This is a genomic window from Bradyrhizobium sp. CCBAU 51765, assembly GCF_015291725.1.
Lineage (GTDB): Bacteria > Pseudomonadota > Alphaproteobacteria > Rhizobiales > Xanthobacteraceae > Bradyrhizobium > Bradyrhizobium liaoningense.
The window spans coordinates 4,633,985-4,648,997 of sequence record NZ_CP030038.1 but is presented as its reverse complement, the minus strand read 5'-3'; the positions used below and the strand labels follow the sequence as shown (position 1 = coordinate 4,648,997).

At 65.3% G+C, this 15,013-nt stretch carries 16 protein-coding genes; 8 read left to right on the top strand and 8 right to left on the bottom strand.

The window, feature by feature from the left end; translation table 11 throughout:
- Positions 1-177: 177 nt before the first annotated feature.
- Positions 178-741, bottom strand: a complete 564-nt coding sequence (locus XH96_RS22330; protein WP_194387684.1) for a cytochrome b/b6 domain-containing protein — start codon at positions 739-741, stop codon at positions 178-180.
- Between the two features lie 11 nt (positions 742-752).
- Positions 753-1,031, bottom strand: a complete 279-nt coding sequence (locus XH96_RS22325; RefSeq protein WP_194387683.1) for a PepSY domain-containing protein — start codon at positions 1,029-1,031, stop codon at positions 753-755.
- 234 nt (positions 1,032-1,265) lie between these two features.
- On the opposite strand from XH96_RS22325, the gene XH96_RS22320 reads away from it, so the two are divergent.
- The 3 genes from XH96_RS22320 to XH96_RS22310 are packed head-to-tail and all read left to right on the top strand — an operon-like array spanning position 1,266 to position 3,624.
- The gene (locus XH96_RS22320) at positions 1,266-1,592 is read left to right on the top strand and encodes a PepSY domain-containing protein (protein WP_194394215.1); all 327 of its coding nucleotides are present in this window, start codon (positions 1,266-1,268) and stop codon (positions 1,590-1,592) included.
- On the top strand, positions 1,592-2,257 hold the full coding sequence (locus XH96_RS22315) for a response regulator transcription factor (RefSeq protein WP_194387682.1): 666 nt from the start codon (positions 1,592-1,594) through the stop codon (positions 2,255-2,257). The genes XH96_RS22320 and XH96_RS22315 overlap by 1 nt, the downstream gene beginning before the upstream one ends.
- On the top strand, positions 2,254-3,624 hold the full coding sequence (locus XH96_RS22310) for a sensor histidine kinase (protein ID WP_194387681.1): 1,371 nt from the start codon (positions 2,254-2,256) through the stop codon (positions 3,622-3,624). Before XH96_RS22315 ends, XH96_RS22310 begins: the two co-directional genes overlap by 4 nt.
- Before the next feature lie 58 nt (positions 3,625-3,682).
- On the opposite strand, the gene ppx is transcribed toward XH96_RS22310, so the two are convergent.
- The 4 genes from ppx to XH96_RS22290 form a co-directional block, all read right to left on the bottom strand.
- Positions 3,683-5,185 carry an exopolyphosphatase gene (gene ppx / locus XH96_RS22305; RefSeq protein WP_194387680.1) on the bottom strand — a complete coding sequence of 501 codons (1,503 nt, stop codon included), beginning with the start codon at positions 5,183-5,185 and terminating at the stop codon, positions 3,683-3,685.
- Between the two features lie 15 nt (positions 5,186-5,200).
- Entirely contained in the window at positions 5,201-7,390 is a 2,190-nt protein-coding gene (locus XH96_RS22300) for an RNA degradosome polyphosphate kinase (protein WP_194394214.1), read from the bottom strand.
- A 153-nt stretch (positions 7,391-7,543) separates the two neighbouring features.
- Positions 7,544-8,221, bottom strand: coding sequence for a DnaA ATPase domain-containing protein (locus XH96_RS22295; protein WP_194387679.1), 678 nt, complete (start codon positions 8,219-8,221; stop codon positions 7,544-7,546).
- Positions 8,222-8,343: 122 nt separating this feature from the next.
- Entirely contained in the window at positions 8,344-8,886 is a 543-nt protein-coding gene (locus tag XH96_RS22290) for a CDP-alcohol phosphatidyltransferase family protein (protein ID WP_028180509.1), read from the bottom strand.
- Positions 8,887-9,042: 156 nt separating this feature from the next.
- On the opposite strand from XH96_RS22290, the gene purM reads away from it, so the two are divergent.
- Positions 9,043-10,116: a phosphoribosylformylglycinamidine cyclo-ligase gene (gene purM, locus XH96_RS22285; protein ID WP_028180510.1), complete on the top strand. Its 1,074-nt coding sequence runs from the start codon at positions 9,043-9,045 to the stop codon at positions 10,114-10,116.
- The gene (gene purN / locus XH96_RS22280; protein WP_194387678.1) at positions 10,116-10,769 is read left to right on the top strand and encodes a phosphoribosylglycinamide formyltransferase; all 654 of its coding nucleotides are present in this window, start codon (positions 10,116-10,118) and stop codon (positions 10,767-10,769) included. The genes purM and purN overlap by 1 nt, the downstream gene beginning before the upstream one ends.
- Positions 10,770-10,860: 91 nt before the next feature.
- On the opposite strand, the gene XH96_RS22275 is transcribed toward purN, so the two are convergent.
- A complete protein-coding gene (locus XH96_RS22275; RefSeq protein ID WP_028180514.1) occupies positions 10,861-11,067 on the bottom strand; it encodes a cold-shock protein in 207 nt (68 codons plus the stop codon).
- 381 nt (positions 11,068-11,448) lie between these two features.
- Between XH96_RS22275 and XH96_RS22270 the strand changes: the two genes are divergently transcribed.
- On the top strand, positions 11,449-12,633 hold the full coding sequence (locus XH96_RS22270; protein WP_194387677.1) for an autotransporter outer membrane beta-barrel domain-containing protein: 1,185 nt from the start codon (positions 11,449-11,451) through the stop codon (positions 12,631-12,633).
- An 18-nt stretch (positions 12,634-12,651) separates the two neighbouring features.
- Here XH96_RS22270 and XH96_RS22265 read toward each other — a convergent pair whose 3' ends face one another.
- Entirely contained in the window at positions 12,652-13,692 is a 1,041-nt protein-coding gene (locus XH96_RS22265) for a LysR family transcriptional regulator (RefSeq protein ID WP_194387676.1), read from the bottom strand.
- A gap of 71 nt (positions 13,693-13,763) precedes the next feature.
- On the opposite strand from XH96_RS22265, the gene XH96_RS22260 reads away from it, so the two are divergent.
- Both XH96_RS22260 and XH96_RS22255 read left to right on the top strand, forming a co-directional pair.
- A complete protein-coding gene (locus XH96_RS22260; protein WP_194387675.1) occupies positions 13,764-14,381 on the top strand; it encodes a hypothetical protein in 618 nt (205 codons plus the stop codon).
- On the top strand, positions 14,368-14,988 hold the full coding sequence (locus tag XH96_RS22255; protein ID WP_194387674.1) for a GNAT family N-acetyltransferase: 621 nt from the start codon (positions 14,368-14,370) through the stop codon (positions 14,986-14,988). The genes XH96_RS22260 and XH96_RS22255 overlap by 14 nt, the downstream gene beginning before the upstream one ends.
- The last annotated feature ends 25 nt before the right edge of the window (positions 14,989-15,013 follow it).

The following is a 15,013-nucleotide window of genomic DNA, read 5'->3' as shown; positions in this document are numbered from 1 at the left end:
AATTGGAAGAGTCGCCTGCCGTCCGTTGAGCGTTTCGGTTGATGTCGCTCAATTCCCTCGCAGCCGCAGAAGCCAGGTTGGCCTTCCTTGAAGTTCTGGACGGGAGCGGCAGAGCCGAACGCTGCGATGGAGCGGGAGCCGATTCGTCGAGATATAGCGAGAACTTCGCGTACCCGGTTACGATGGCCGCTTCCTTCCCGTGATCATCGCCTTAACCAGATTTTCGCTGTGTTCGAAGCTAGCCACCAGAACGCCAAGCAGATGGACGACGACGAGGCCGACCGTGAGGTTGGCGAAAGCCTCGTGTATCTCCTCGACCCATTTTGCTCCCCAGAAGGAGCCCGTCGTCATCACGTAACCGGTGGTGCAGGTGACGATCAGCGCGACGATCAGCGCCACGACCATCGCGCCGCCGGCGGGATTGTGGCCGAGATAGCGTGGGGCCCTGAGCAGCGCCACGTCGCGCATGTAGGCGAGCACCGCGCGCGGCGAGCGCACGAAGTCGCTGAAGCGCGCATTGCGCGGTCCCACGAAGCCCCACAGGATCCGCAGCCCGAGCAAGCCGGTGATCGTGTAGCCGGCGGCGATATGGACATTTTCGATCTCGTCACCCGTCGCATAGGCGAGCAGAAACAGCCCGGCCAGCGACCAATGGAACACGCGTACGAAAGGATCCCAGACCTTGATCGAGGCGGGCGGTTTCCCGCCGCCGGCCTCGATTGTGTCGTTGATGGCGCTCATGGTGACGCCCTTTACAGCTGACCGACGATCTGGCCGCTGGTCGGATCGACGAACAGTTCGACCCGGCGGCCAGACTTGTCGATCGTATAGAGTTCGCCACAGGCGTTCTTGAGCTTGGCCTTCTGAACCTTGTAGCCTTGGGCTTCGATCTTGGCCTGCAATTCTTCGAGCGGCAGCCAACGGGTCGCCGGGGCTGCAGTGCAGGGACGCCCGAGGCTGCCGGCATGAGCGGTCGCGACCGCTGCGAGCAGGGCGGCGGCGGCAGCAGTGAAGATGGTGATCTTGCGCACGGTTCTCTCCGGTGTGTGTGGCCTGGCCACATCATGCGGCGAGGCAATGCGCGGACATTGGCAGAAGAGCCCTGACCGCCGCCTGTTGGGCCATGTCAGTGAATTGTCAGCCAGGCGACCAATGGGGGAGCGTGCGCCCGGTCCCCAAAGTGCCGGTGGCAGCGGGCCGCCGCCCCGACCGGGCCGTTGATCCACGTCAGCGACCTGTCAGGTCGGTTACGGCATAGTCTATTCATGCAACCATCTCGCTTCTTGGAATTCCTCGCGGTGCCATTGCTGGCGGGAGTTCTGCTCGCGCTGGTGCCTGCGGCAGCAAGCGACCACGATAAAGGCGCGCCCGACGCGGTGCGCCGCGCGGTCGAGGCAGGCGAAATCAAGTCGCTCGCCGACATCCTCGCATCCGTCCGTGGCAAGCTGCCGGGCGAGGTTGCCGGCGTCGAAATAGAGCGTGAGCGCGGTCGCTGGATCTATGAATTTCGCCTCGTCGACGACAAGGGCCGCCTCTACGAAGCGTACGTGGACGCGCGCAGCGGCGAGATCGAACGCATCAAGGAGAAGTGATGCGACTGCTGCTTGTGGAGGATGACCGACGAATCGCGGCCGATGTGGAAAAGGCGCTAGGCGCGACCGGCTATGTGGTCGAGACCGTTCGCAACGGCGAAGAAGCTTGGTTCCGCGGCGACACCGAGGACTACGGTGCCGTCGTCCTCGATCTCGGCTTGCCGGGCATGGATGGTCTGGCGGTACTCAAGCGCTGGCGCGCCAACGGACGGTCGATGCCGGTGCTGATCCTGACGGCGCGCGGCAGCTGGGCCGAGCGCGTCGATGGTATCGACGCGGGCGCCGACGACTACCTGCCCAAGCCGTTTCGCATGGAGGAATTGCTGGCGCGGCTGCGCTCGATCGTGCGCCGCTCGGCGGGGCATTCATCCCCACGGATTGTCGCCGGCGATGTCGAGCTCGACGAGCGTCAGATGAAGGTGACGCAGCGCGGCGTACCCGTCGCGTTGTCACCGTTGGAATACCGCCTGATCGCCTTTCTCTTGCATCATCGCGGCCGCGTGGTGTCGCAGCAAGAGCTCGACGAAAACGTCTATGGCCACGGCGAGGACCACGAGTCGAACGCACTCGAGGTGCTGGTCGGCCGAGTGCGCAAGAAGCTCGGTGCCGATCTGATCGAGACCAGACGCGGATTCGGTTATCTGGTACCGGAGACGCCGCCATGAGCTTGGGCTCGCTGCGGCTGCGACTGGTCGCTGGCGGACTCGTGGCTATCCTGATCGCGCTCACCATTGCCGGCGCCGGGCTGACGCTGCTGTTCGAGCGCCACGTCACGCGCACCATCGGCGACGACCTCGACATCTATCTGAAGCAACTCGTCGCGGGTATCGACGCCGATGCGCAGGGCAAGCTGGTGGTGGGCCGGCCGCCGGCCGATCCGCGTTTTGCCGATCCTCTTTCGGGCTTGTACTGGCAGGTATCGGACGACGCCGGTCAGGTGCTGCGTTCGCGTTCGCTGTGGGACGCGGCGTTGGAGCTGCCGCAGGATGAGCCGTCGCCTCGGGAATTGCACCATCACGTTATCCCTGGGCCCGCGAACACGCGACTCCTGGTCAGTGAGCGCCGCGTGCTGCTCACCGTCGGCGACCGCCGCGCGCCGGTGCGCGTCGTTGTGGCGGCCGATCTCGCCCGCGTGTCGGCCGCCGGCTCGCAATTCGCCAGGGAGCTGGCGCTGGCGCTCGGCCTGCTCGGGCTGGTGCTGACGGCGGCCACCTCGATTCAGGTCGGACTGGGCTTACGTCCGCTCGACGCACTTCGCCGCGGCGTCGCGGACGTCCGCTCCGGGCAACGCAAGCATCTCCCCGTCGACGTCCCTGCCGAGGTGAAGCCTCTGGTGGAAGAGGTGAACAGCCTGATCGACGCCCAGGAACGCGAGATCGAGCGTTCGCGCAGCCGCGCCGCTGACCTGGCACATGGGCTGAAGACGCCGCTTGCCGCACTCGCTGCCGATGTCGCGCGTTTGCGTCAGCGAGGTGAGCGGGACGTCGCCCTGGCAATCGAAGCCGTCGGCGATACGATGAGCCGTCACGTCGACCGCGAACTGGCACGCGCCCGGGCGCGAGGGGCGGCGCGACAGCGCGGCGGTATTTCCACGCCCCTCAGACCGCTTGTCGAATCCCTGGTGCTCACGCTGGCGCGCACGCCGGCTGCCCAGCGACTCGCATTCGAGACCATCATAACCGGCGAGCCGAGCGTGCCGCTTGATCGCACTGATCTGGCCGAAGTGCTCGGCAATCTCCTGGAGAATGCCGCCCGGCACGCCACGCGCAAGGTGCGCATTGGCGCCGATGCCAGCGCGAATCCGGCGATCTCGGTCGAGGACGACGGCCCGGGAATCGCGTCCGCTGAACGCGCCCGCGTGCTCGAGCGCGGTGTAAGGCTGGATGAGCGCGGCGAAGGGGCCGGCCTCGGCCTCGCGATCGTTCAGGACGTGCTCAGTGCCTATGGATGGCAGCTTGTTCTCACCGATTCCGAACTTGGCGGACTGAAAGCCATCGTCGCGCCGCAGGACAGCCGACGCCTCGTTGTGTGACCAGCCTGCTCGTTGCGCGACCCGACGAACCCCGGCAGCGTTGCGCTGTTTCTGTTCGTCAGCGCCTCACGATCGAGCCGGCACGGCCGATCAGGCGGGCGAGCTGGCGGAAGCGGCTGCCGACTCGGTCGGCGACGAGGTCTCCGAGCCGGTGCTCGAACACCAGCATCAATTTGCGGCCCTCGCTGCGGAAATGCGTGGCGGGCAGGACGCCCGGACGCGCCGCCGAGATCAGGTGGGCGACGCGGAATGCAGCGCCCAGCAGGCGCGCGCGTTCGAGCTGGGCCGGCGTCAGCAGCTCCTGCATGGTGGTCGGCGGCTGGTTTTCCTCGCTCAGGCCGGCATAGCGATAGAACACGGACAGGCCGACGAAGGCGCGCTCGGTGTGGGTGATCGCGCCGAAATTGGCGTTGACGACGAGGCTGAGCGTCTGCTCGCCGCGATGGTCGGGATGCACGCGCCAGCCGATGTCGGACAGCAGGCATGCGGTATGGCGCAGGCGGCGGTCCTCTTCGGTCTCGCGCAGCTTGACGACGCGCACGAGGCGGTCGGTCCAGGCGATCAGCTCGCGGGCGTGTTTCGCCGAGCGTGACAGCAACTGGTTCAGCTCCTCGGCCGCGCATATCAGCCCGTCCTTGTTGCGTTCGGTCTCCGGTAGCTTCTCGTGCAGGAGGCCTTCGCGCACACCGAAGGTCGAGAACACGATGTTCTTCGGCTTTGCGACGCGGATGACGTGCTCGAGCACCAGCGCCGCATAGGTGAGGAGCGGGCGCCGCGCATCGGCGACGATCTCGATGTCGGCGAGCATGTCGGCGGCAGCGAGGCGCCGGAGACGCCGGGAGAAGTCGAGCGCCTCGGCGGCCGAAATCGAGTAGCCGTGCATCACCTGGAGCGGATAGCCGCTCTGGATGATGTGGATGCGCGCGAGCGCGCGCCAGGTGCCGCCGACGGCGTAGAAAGTGCGACCGCGGCCCGCGGTCAGCTGCGGCAACTCGTCGAGCTCCTCGCGCACGATGCGATCGGCGCGCTTGAGCGATTTGTGTGCGAGGTCCTGGAGCGCGAGACCGCCGAGCGGCAGCGTCACGCCGCTGCGCACGCTGTTCCTGCGCACGTCGATCAGCTCGAGCGAGCCGCCGCCGAGGTCACCGACGATGCCGTCGGGAAGATGGATGCCGGAGATCACGCCGAGCGCCGACAGCCGCGCCTCGCGCGGTCCTGACAGGATCTCGATCTTCACCGCGCAGATGCGCTCGGCCTTGGCGATGAAGTCGGGGCCGTTGGAGGCGTCGCGGCAGGCCGCGGTCGCAATCGCGAACACGCGCCCGACCTGCATCACGCGGCACAATGCGCGGAAACGCTTGAGCGAGGTCAGCGCCTTGTCGACGGCGTCGGGCGCGAGCAGACCCGTGCTCTGCACCTCGCGCCCGAGGCCGCACAGCGTCTTCTCGTTGAAGATCGGGATGAGGCTCCGCGTCAGTCCCTCGTAGACGACGAGACGGACCGAGTTGGAGCCGATGTCGATAACCGCGACGCTCGAGCCGCGCTTGCGCGGCCGCTTCACGTCGCGGATCCCCGATCAGGATGGATGACGTTCGTTCCGGCGCGTGAGACGACGCGGCGAGGATTCCTTGAGCGACTTTCCACGGCCAGACAGACTCGGATTTGTCATGAAGTAGTTGTGGACGTTGAAAGGCTCCTCGCCCTTCGCGGTCTTCATACGCGTTGACGACCCGTCCGGCAACAACTGCCAGCTCTGCTCATTGTCCTTCAGATTGGCGACCATGATCTGTTCGAGAACCTGCTGATGCACCGTTGGATTTTGCAGCGGGCATAGCACCTCGACGCGGCGGTCGAGGTTGCGCGGCATCATGTCGGCGGACGAGATATACACAGCCGCTTTCGCGCTCGGCAGGCCCTGGCCCATGCCGAAGCAGTAGATTCGGCCGTGTTCCAGGAAGCGCCCGATGATCGACTTGACCCGGATGTTCTCCGACAGGCCGGGGATTCCGGGCCTGAGGCAACAGATGCCGCGCACCACGAGCTCGACCTGGACGCCGGCCTGGGAGGCCTCGTAGAGCGCGTCGATGATGTCGGGGTCGACCAGCGCGTTCATCTTCATCCAGACCGCGCCGGTCCGGCCGTGCCGCGCATGCGCGGTCTCGCCCTGAATGTGCTCGATGATGCGCTTGCGCAGCGTCAGCGGCGACACCGCCATCTTCTCGAGGTCGCTGGGCGCGGCATAGCCGGTGATGAAATTGAACACGCGCGCGGCATCGCGGCCGATGGTCGGATCGGAGGTAAAGTAGGAGAGGTCGGTGTAGATGCGCGCGGTGACCGGATGATAGTTGCCGGTGCCGGTATGGACGTAAGTCGTGAGGCTGCCGCCCTCGCGGCGCACCACCATCGAGAGTTTTGCGTGCGTCTTCAGTTCGAGGAAGCCGTAGACGACCTGCACGCCGGCGCGTTCGAGATCGCGCGCCCAGCGGATGTTGGCTTCTTCGTCGAACCGCGCCTTCAGCTCGATCAACGCCGTGACCGATTTGCCGGCTTCGGCCGCCTCCGCGAGCGCGCGCACGATCGGCGAGTTGTTGGAGGTGCGGTAGAGCGTCTGCTTGATCGCGACGACATCAGGGTCGCGTGCGGCCTGCTGGAGGAACTGCACCACCACGTCGAAGGATTCGTAGGGGTGATGGACGACGAGGTCCTTCTGCCGGATCGCGGCAAAGATGTCGCCGCCATGCTCGCGCACGCGCTCGGGGTGGCGCGGCACGTAGGGGGTGAATTCGAGGTCAGGCCGGTCGAGCCGGGTGAGCTGGGAGAGCTCGTTCATGGCGAGCACGCCGTCGACCAGGAACACCTCGTCGTCGGCCGCCGACAGCGCATGCTGCACGAAGCTGCGCAGCTCCTCGGGCATCTTGGCGTCGATCTCGAGCCGGATCACGGATCCGCGCCGGCGGCGCTTCAGCGCGGTCTCGAACAGGCGGACGAGGTCCTCCGCCTCTTCCTCGATTTCGAGCTCGGAGTCGCGGATGATCCGGAAGGAGCCCTGGCCGTGCAGATTGTAGCCGGGGAACAGGCGGTTGATGAACAGGGCGGTCGCCTGCTCCAGCGAGATCAGGCGCACCGTGCCCTCGGCGGGCAGGCGGATGAAGCGGTCGATCTTGCCGGGCATGCGGATCAGCGCGTTCATCTGCTTGCCGTCGGCGGCGCGCGTGAGCTGGAGCGCGATGGTGAAGCCGAGGCTCGGAATGAACGGGAAGGGGTGGGCCGGATCGATCGCGAGCGGCGTCAACAGCGGGAAGACGTTGTTGAGGAAATAGTCCTCGATCCAGGTCCGTTCCGACTTGGAGACGTCCTTGCCGTCGACCAGCACGATGCCGACCTCGGCCAGCGCGCTGCGCAGGTCGCGCCAGATCGCCTGCTGGTCCGAGGCGAGCTGGGAGACGGTGCGGTTGATCAGCGCGAGCTGCTCCGACGGCGTCAGGCCGTCCGGGCTGCGCTCGGCAATGCCCTCGCGCACCTGGGCCTTGATGCCGGCGACGCGGACCATGAAGAACTCGTCGAGGTTATTCGCCGAGATCGACAGGAACCGCACCCGCTCCAGCACGGGGTGGCTGGGATTGACCGATTCCTCCAGGACGCGGCGGTTGAAGTGCAGCCAGGACAGCTCGCGGTTGATGAACCTTTCGGGGCTGGATGCGATCGCCGGCAGGCCCTCGGTTTCCGGGACTTTTTCTTTAATTTCAATAGCTTGCGCAGAGTCCATCAGAAGTCGGTCCATCCTGTCTCGCCTCACTTTGCGACTTATGCGCAAAACCCCGGGGAGCATGTGTTACAGCGATGACGTTTCGATGACATTGATGTTCCGCCGTTCCGCCGCGTCAAGCCGTTGCACAAGGCGTCGGGCCTATGGGGTCGATCAGGGGTCCCGGAGCAGTTCGGCGGCGAGCGCCCGGGTCACGGGGCGGCCGAGCCGCAGGGCTTCGCTGTCGAGCAGCTCCACGGCCTGCCGGGCGGCGGCCGAGGAGCGCTCCAGGCGGGTTGCGAGGTAGCCGACTACGCTCTCGTCCACGGTGAGCTGGCGGTCGGCGCAGAATTTGACGATCAGGCCGCGGAAGAGCTGGTCGTCGGGGGGCAGCAGCGCGACCACCGGAACGGCCCGCAGACGCGAGCGCAGGTCGCGAAGCTCGATCTCCAGCGCGGCCGGCACCTCGCGTCCGGTGAGGAGGACGTAGGCGCCGTCCTCGCGGGCGAGGTTCATCAGGTGAAAGAGGGCACGCTCGTCAAAATCCCCGGCCTTGAGATCCTCGACAACCAGCGCGCCGGTGGCGAGCGCGCCCGGAACGCCTGCCGCGGTCAGCGCATTGGCCGTGGTCGAGCGGGCGCCGGCTTCCTCGGCCCAGATCGCAGCGAGATGGCTCTTGCCGCTTCCTTCCGGGCCAGCCAGCCACATGATCCGGTTCGGCCATTCCGGCCAGCTGTCGATCAGGCCGAGACCGGCCGCATTGGCGGGGCCTTCGAGGAAGTTGTCCCGGCTGAGGCTCTCCGCATGCGGAAGCGCGAACGCCAATTGTCGGGGATGGACGCGGCCTGCCACGCTTGCTTTGCTCCATGCCGGCGCGCCGGCCCGTTTGAAGAGGTTCGACTTGATCGTGCGAGACTGGATCTTGTGAGACTTGTTCTTGCGAGACTTGGCCTTTTGCGGGGCCGCAGCCCGGCTCATTTGGCCTCGATCGTGCTCATGTGCCGCAGCCACTCGACGAGATAGAGCGACACGGAGGAGAGCGTGAAGATCGTGACGAGGCCCATCAGGATGATATCATAAGGTGCCGGCTTGAAGCCGAAGGCAAGCGCCGCCAGCACCAGCGCCGCGAACGCCACCTGTGCCACGGTGTTGAGCTTGGACACCTTCGACGGCTTCATCTCGACCGGCCGGTCGAACAGCCAGGATACGATCACGGCGGCGACGATCATGATATCGCGCGAGACCACCAGGATCACGATCCAGCGCGGAATCGCGCCCCAGATGCCGAGCGCCATGTAGATCGAGACCAGCAGTGCCTTGTCCGCGAGCGGATCGAGCAGGGCGCCGAGCTCGCTCGTCATGTTGAAGCGCTTGGCCAAAAAGCCGTCCACGGCATCGCTGATGCCGGCGATCAGGAAGACGGCGAACGCCACCTCCATTTGGCTCGACACGATGGCCCAGACGATGATCGGGACCAGCATGATGCGGCCCAGCGTAATGATGTTCGGAATACTCACGAAAGCGCTTCCCGGCACCCGGTCTGACCTCGAATCCGGCCCCCGCGGGAGGCTGAACCGGTTGATATCTACATAGTATAGGCAGGAGCGCCATGCGAGCCATTGCGTGTCCCCGGAATTCGACGTAACCAGCCGCAAACCCACTGGAAATCGGGCATGACCGACCGCAAAAACGGCCTCACTTACGCCGATTCAGGCGTCGATATCGACGCGGGCAACCGCCTGGTCGACCTGATCAAGCCGATGGTGCGCGCCACCGCACGGCCGGGCGCCGACGCCGAGATCGGCGGCTTCGGCGGCCTGTTCGACCTCAAGGCTGCCGGCTTCAAGGACCCGGTCCTCGTAGCCGCGACCGACGGTGTCGGCACCAAGGTCAAGATCGCGATCGAGACCGGGCTGCATGGCGGCATCGGCATCGACCTTGTTGCCATGAGCGTCAACGACTTGGTGGTGCAGGGCGCCGAGCCGCTGTTTTTCCTGGACTATTTCGCCTGCGGCAAGCTCGACCCCGAGGCCACCGCCGCGATCGTCGCGGGCGTTGCGGAGGGGTGCCGCGAATCCGGCTGCGCCCTGATCGGCGGCGAGACCGCGGAGATGCCCGGCCTCTACAAGGACGGCGATTATGACCTCGGCGGCTTTGCCGTCGGCGCTGCCGAGCGCGGTACGCTGCTGCCGCGCAAGGACATCGCCGCAGGCGATGCCGTGATCGGTCTTGCTTCATCAGGCGTGCATTCCAACGGCTTCTCGCTGGTGCGCAAGATCGTGGAACAATCCGGTCTCGGCTTCGCGGCACAGGCGCCGTTCGCGCCCGTGATGACGCTCGGCGGCGCGCTGCTGACGCCGACGCGGCTCTACGTCAAATCCTGCCTGCGCGCGATCCGCGAAACCGGCGCGGTGAAGGGGCTCGCCCATATCACCGGCGGCGGCTTCACCGACAACATCCCGCGCGTGCTGCCCAAGCATCTCGGCGTCGGCATCGATCTGGCACGCCTGCCGGTCCTGCCGGTGTTCAAATGGCTGGCCGCGCAGGCCGGCATCGCCGAGCTGGAAATGCTGCGCACCTTCAATTGCGGCATCGGCATGATCGCGATCGTCGAGCCCGACAAGGTCGATGAGGTCGTCGAGGTCTTCACCGATGCCGGCGAGACCGTGGCGCAGCTCGGCACCGTGATCCCGGCCGAAGGCGAGCATCGCGTCGTCTATAACGGCCACCTCGATCTGGCGCTGTGATGAAGCGCCGCGTTGCCATCCTGATCTCCGGGCGCGGCTCCAACATGGCCGCGCTGATCAGGGCAGCCAGCACGCCGGATTTCCCGGCGGAGATCTCGCTCGTCGTCTCGAACAAGCCCGATGCGCTCGGACTCGAAAAGGCGAGGGCAAGCGGCGTGAAGACCGAGGTGATCGAGAGCAAGCCGTTCGGCAAGGACCGCGCAGGCTTCGAGAAGGTGCTGCAGGCAGCGCTCGACCGGCACGGCATCGAGCTGATCTGTCTCGGCGGCTTCATGCGCCTGTTCACGGCGGAATTCACCAGGGCCTGGTACGGGCGGATGCTCAACATCCATCCCTCGCTGCTGCCGTCGTTCCCCGGCCTCGACCCGCACGGCCAGGCCTTGCGCGCCGGCGTCAAGCTGTCGGGCGCAACGGTGCATTTCGTGATCCCCGAGACCGATGCCGGCCCGATCGTGATGCAGGGCGCGGTGCCCGTGAGCGACCACGATACGGGGGATACGCTGTCGGAGCGCATCCTCGAAGTCGAGCACCGCATCTATCCCGAAGCGCTGCGGCTGCTCGCGACCGGCAAGGTCCGGATCGAAGGTGATGTCTGCAGGACGGACGGAAGCGCGGCGTCGGAGAATTTTCTGATCGCGCCAGTGGTGCGCTGAAGCGACATCTCGCTGCGCCTGCCGCATACAAAATCCCCCGGCAGAGCCGGGGGCAACGTCATGATCTCTCGCTTGTCAAGCTCGAGAGAAATCAGGAGACCTTGAGGTTCTCCGCGGATGTCTTGCCGCGGTTCTCCACGAGGTCGAATTCAACCGCCTGGTTCTCGTTGAGGGTGGAGAGTCCAGCACGCTCGACGGCGGAGATATGGACGAACACGTCCTTGTCGCTGCCGTTCGGCTTGATGAACCCATAGCCCTTGGTCGGGTTGAACCATTTGACGGTGCCCTTTTGCGGCATCGCTAGTCTCCTCCACTAGATAAAAAAAGACGCGACCGCTTTTCGCGTGCCACGCCACAAACGGGTTTTCCGGAAGCCTGTTCGAGTCTTGAGTCTCAATGTCGCGAAACGCACAGCAGAGCGGCCAATTCCGATTGTGTCCGATATTGCAACATGAAAATCGCGCGCTAGCAAGCAGAGTGCGAATTTCAAGACCGGGGTTGGCGCCGTCGTTTGCAATTTGCGACCTGTGGCCGCGGAACCACAATCGAGGGCAATAGCCTCGGAGACAGCGGGCCAACCGGTTGACCCTCCGTTGCAGTTCGGCACAAATCGCCACACGGCGCGAGCCGCTCGTGTTGCATTTTTGCGGGCCGCCTTTTGCTTTGGGATTTAGTCGTCATGCGCTGCACCTCGCAGCCGTTCGGGACACGGCGGACGATCGGGCTGGACCGCGTCCGCCGGATCGCGGCAGCGGTCGCCAAGACCTTTGCAGCCGTCGCGCTTGCGCTGGTCGTAACGATGTCGGCCGCGACAGCCGTCCTCGCGCAGAGTCCGACACCCACTCCGACCCCGACACCAACGCCGACGCCCACACCGTCGCCGACCCCGATCCCGATGCCGACCGCGACCAATTACGATCAGTCGGCCGGCAACAGCATGCTCAATTTCGGCTCGGGATTTCTGGAGCGGCTGGGCAACCAGGCCTCCAATGGTTTCAACCGGTCGTTCCGGACCAATCCCGGCGGCGGCGGCGCCTCCGCGAGCACGGAGGATCCGCGCTACCGTACCTGGTTCGAGGGCTACGGCATCTCGGTCCGCACCGAGGCGCAGGGCGATTTCGTCGGCGACAAGCGCAGGACGTTTGGCGGCGTCGCGGGCCTCGGCGCGCGGCTCGCGCCCGGTGTCAACATCGGCTTCTCCATCGACCAGAGCCACACCGACATCGACGTGCCGCTCGCGCTCCAGTCGGCCACGCTCGACCTGACCCAGCTTGGCTTCAATGGTTCGGTCGACAAGGGTCCATGGACCTGGGCCTTTGCCGTGGTGCATGGTTTCGGCAAGGTCCGGTCCAGCCGCGACACCGGTCTTGGCCTGGCGACCGCGGGCTATCGCGCAGCGGTCGACGGCGCGCTGACCGAGATCAGCTATTACTGGACCAGGGACCAGATGCGCATCGTGCCCAAGGGCGCGCTGGAATATGTGCGCGCTACCAGTGCCGCGTTCCAGGAATCCGGCGGTCTCGATCCGCTCAGCGTCGGCTCGACGGCGCTCTCCCGCGCGCGCGTGATGATCGGCGCAGAGATCGGCCGCTACTTCATCTTCGACCAGAAGATTCTGGACCTCTCGGCCTACGGCAAGCTCGTCGACAATTTCCACCAGGACCTGGGATCGATTCAGGTCAGCCTGGGCGCCCAGAGCATCGTGGTCCCCGGCATCGGCGAGAGCCGCTACGGCGCGGATGCCGGTGCCTCGGCTTCGCTCAGCCTGACCAACGTGGCACGGCTTTACGTCAATTACGACGGCAAGTTCCGCAACGAGCTCACCTTGCACCAGGGTACCGTCGGCTTCGAATACAAATGGTGAGCTGAAGCTCGTCCGCGCTCAGGTCGGCGTTGCCGCGACATAGCCCGCCAATCCAAACCCCTCGCGCGCGGCCGTCATCATCGGCACCAGCGCGTTCGGATGGATGAACTCGTCGCGGAAGCAGGGATAGGTTCTGGCGTCGAAGATCTTCTTCAGCCAGTCGACCACAACCTTGTGACGCTCGGAGGTGCGGAACTCCCTGTGATAGGTGAGCCAGAGATCGGCGTGGTGGCTGACGCCGAGATCGACGGCAACGAGCGACGCACCGAGTGCGATCGATACCGTCGGCAGGAAGCCGATGCCAGCGCCGCGTTCGACGGCATAGAGCACGCCGACCGACGAATTGGTCTTGATCCCGACGATGCCCTCGAGCGAGTTCAGCCCGAGCACACGGGCATAGGCGCCGTCGTCGACCTGCGGCGCGCTCTGCTTGATGATGCGGTGGTTCTTCAATTCGGCGAGCGTTGTCGGCACGCCGTAGAGAGTCTCGTACTCCTTGGAGACGAAGGGATAGATGTGGAGACGGCCGAGCTTGGCGACGATCAGATCGGGATTGGTCGGCGGCTCGAGCTGGATCGCGATATCGGATTCGAGCCGCGCGACGTCGGCCTGCTCCATCGCGCAGCGCAGGTCGACCGTGATCTTGCGGTAGGTCTTCTGGAAGTCGATCAGTCGCGGCAGGATCCAGAAATTCCCGGGGCCTTCCGTCACCGCGACGCGCACGGTGCCCGAGGTGTCGTTCGACGATCGCGAGGCGCGGCGGAAGATGTTGAAGGCATGACGCTCCATATGCGCAACGTCGGCGATCATTGCGGTGCCTTCATCGCTGAGCGTGAGTCCACTCTGGTCGCGCAGGAACAGCTTGCACCCGATCCTCTCTTCGAGCCGATCGACGCGGCGCATCAAGGTCGTGGAGGTGAGCCCGAGCTCTTCGGCCGCATTGCGGAAACTTTTATATTTTGCGCACGCTAAAAACAGCTTCAAATCGTCCCAGGACGCATCCAGGGCTTCTTCACGGTGCTGCATCATCGCAGCACCCCGGTGCAATAACTGCTGCATACTCCTGATCCCCAACCGCTAATCTCATCGTCATAGCGGGGCACGAAAGCCTCGAACGATAGAGGCGTGATATGAGTATGGAAAGGGGCTCGTTTGCCGCAAGGCACGATTTCGATGCCTTGCCGCTGAGCCCGGATGTCGACGTGCGCTGTGCGCAATTCTCCGAAATTGCGGCGCTTTCGGATATGGCGCATCGGCTGGTGCCGGGCGTGCAGATCGGCGCAGCGGAGCTTGCGAGGTACTTCACGTTCGATCCTCAAAGCATCCTGACGTTCAGCCGGAAGGGCCGCCTCGTCGGCGGCATGGCCTTCCTGTTTCTCAATGATCGCGGACACGATGCGCTGCTGCTCGACGAGATCTGCCTCACCGCGCCCGAGACGCGCCATCTCGCGTCCGCGGACGAAGACGTCGCGGCCATCTACATCTGGGCGATCGCGGCGACGGGGCGCGGCATCGCCGGTCTCGGCAAGGCCGCGGCTCATGTGCGGCAGATAAGGTTTCGCGGCGCGGATTGCTATGCGCAGCCGTCAACGGTGGCCGGACGCGATATCATGAAGGCGACGGGCTTTGCGCCTGTCCCGAGCTTCCAACCCGACCTTTGGTGCTACGAGCGTCCCTGGCATCGGCAGCCGATGCGCATGCCAGGCGCGATCATCCAATCAAGGAGCTTTGCAGATGCACGGTACTAGGATTCCTCTCGCCAAGCCCTGTTCCCGCGCCATCACCATCCGCCTCGCGCGCGATCCGAACGATCTCATGCTGGTGACCGCCATCCGCTCGGCGGTCTACCTCGCCGAGCAGGATTGTCCGTTCGAGGAGGAGTTCGACGGCAACGACATGGTCGCCGCGCATTTCATCGGCTTCGTCGGCAACGAGCCTGCGGGCTGCCTGCGGGTGCGGTTCTTCGGCGATTTCGCCAAGGTGGAGCGGCTCGCGGTGCGTCACCAGTATCGGCGCTCGCGCGTCTCGTTCAAGCTGGTGCAGGCCAGTGTCGACTACGTGAAGCGCAAGGGCTTTCGCAAGATCTACGGCCAGGCGCAGGACCGGCTGGTCGATTTCTGGGCCCATTTCGGCGCCAAGCCGCTCGGTCACAACCGCAAGATCACGTTCTCGGATTTCTCCTACACAGAAATGTTGCTGGAGATCGAGCCGGGCCCGGACGCCATCACGCTGGAGAGCGATCCCTATGTGATCATCCGTCCCGAGGGCGATTGGGACCGGCCGGGCGTGCTTGATGCCTCTGCGGGGCGGGCGGTGACCTCACCGCTGCGGGACCTCGCATTGGCCGACCGTTGAAACTGGTGCAGCTGCGCGCAACGAG

What these genes read in the sequence shown, in the direction of transcription:
- XH96_RS22275 (WP_028180514.1), bottom strand. Translation starts at nt 11,067, where the DNA reads ATGCCGCAAAAGGGCACCGTCAAATGGTTCAACCCGACCAAGGGCTAT.
- XH96_RS22330 (WP_194387684.1), bottom strand. Translation starts at nt 741, where the DNA reads ATGAGCGCCATCAACGACACAATCGAGGCCGGCGGCGGGAAACCGCCC.
- XH96_RS22315 (WP_194387682.1), top strand. Translation starts at nt 1,592, where the DNA reads ATGCGACTGCTGCTTGTGGAGGATGACCGACGAATCGCGGCCGATGTG.
- purM (WP_028180510.1), top strand. Translation starts at nt 9,043, where the DNA reads ATGACCGACCGCAAAAACGGCCTCACTTACGCCGATTCAGGCGTCGAT.
- XH96_RS22320 (WP_194394215.1), top strand. Translation starts at nt 1,266, where the DNA reads ATGCAACCATCTCGCTTCTTGGAATTCCTCGCGGTGCCATTGCTGGCG.
- purN (WP_194387678.1), top strand. Translation starts at nt 10,116, where the DNA reads ATGAAGCGCCGCGTTGCCATCCTGATCTCCGGGCGCGGCTCCAACATG.
- XH96_RS22260 (WP_194387675.1), top strand. Translation starts at nt 13,764, where the DNA reads ATGAGTATGGAAAGGGGCTCGTTTGCCGCAAGGCACGATTTCGATGCC.
- XH96_RS22300 (WP_194394214.1), bottom strand. Translation starts at nt 7,390, where the DNA reads ATGGACTCTGCGCAAGCTATTGAAATTAAAGAAAAAGTCCCGGAAACC.
- XH96_RS22255 (WP_194387674.1), top strand. Translation starts at nt 14,368, where the DNA reads ATGCACGGTACTAGGATTCCTCTCGCCAAGCCCTGTTCCCGCGCCATC.
- XH96_RS22265 (WP_194387676.1), bottom strand. Translation starts at nt 13,692, where the DNA reads ATGCAGCAGTTATTGCACCGGGGTGCTGCGATGATGCAGCACCGTGAA.
- XH96_RS22310 (WP_194387681.1), top strand. Translation starts at nt 2,254, where the DNA reads ATGAGCTTGGGCTCGCTGCGGCTGCGACTGGTCGCTGGCGGACTCGTG.
- XH96_RS22270 (WP_194387677.1), top strand. Translation starts at nt 11,449, where the DNA reads ATGCGCTGCACCTCGCAGCCGTTCGGGACACGGCGGACGATCGGGCTG.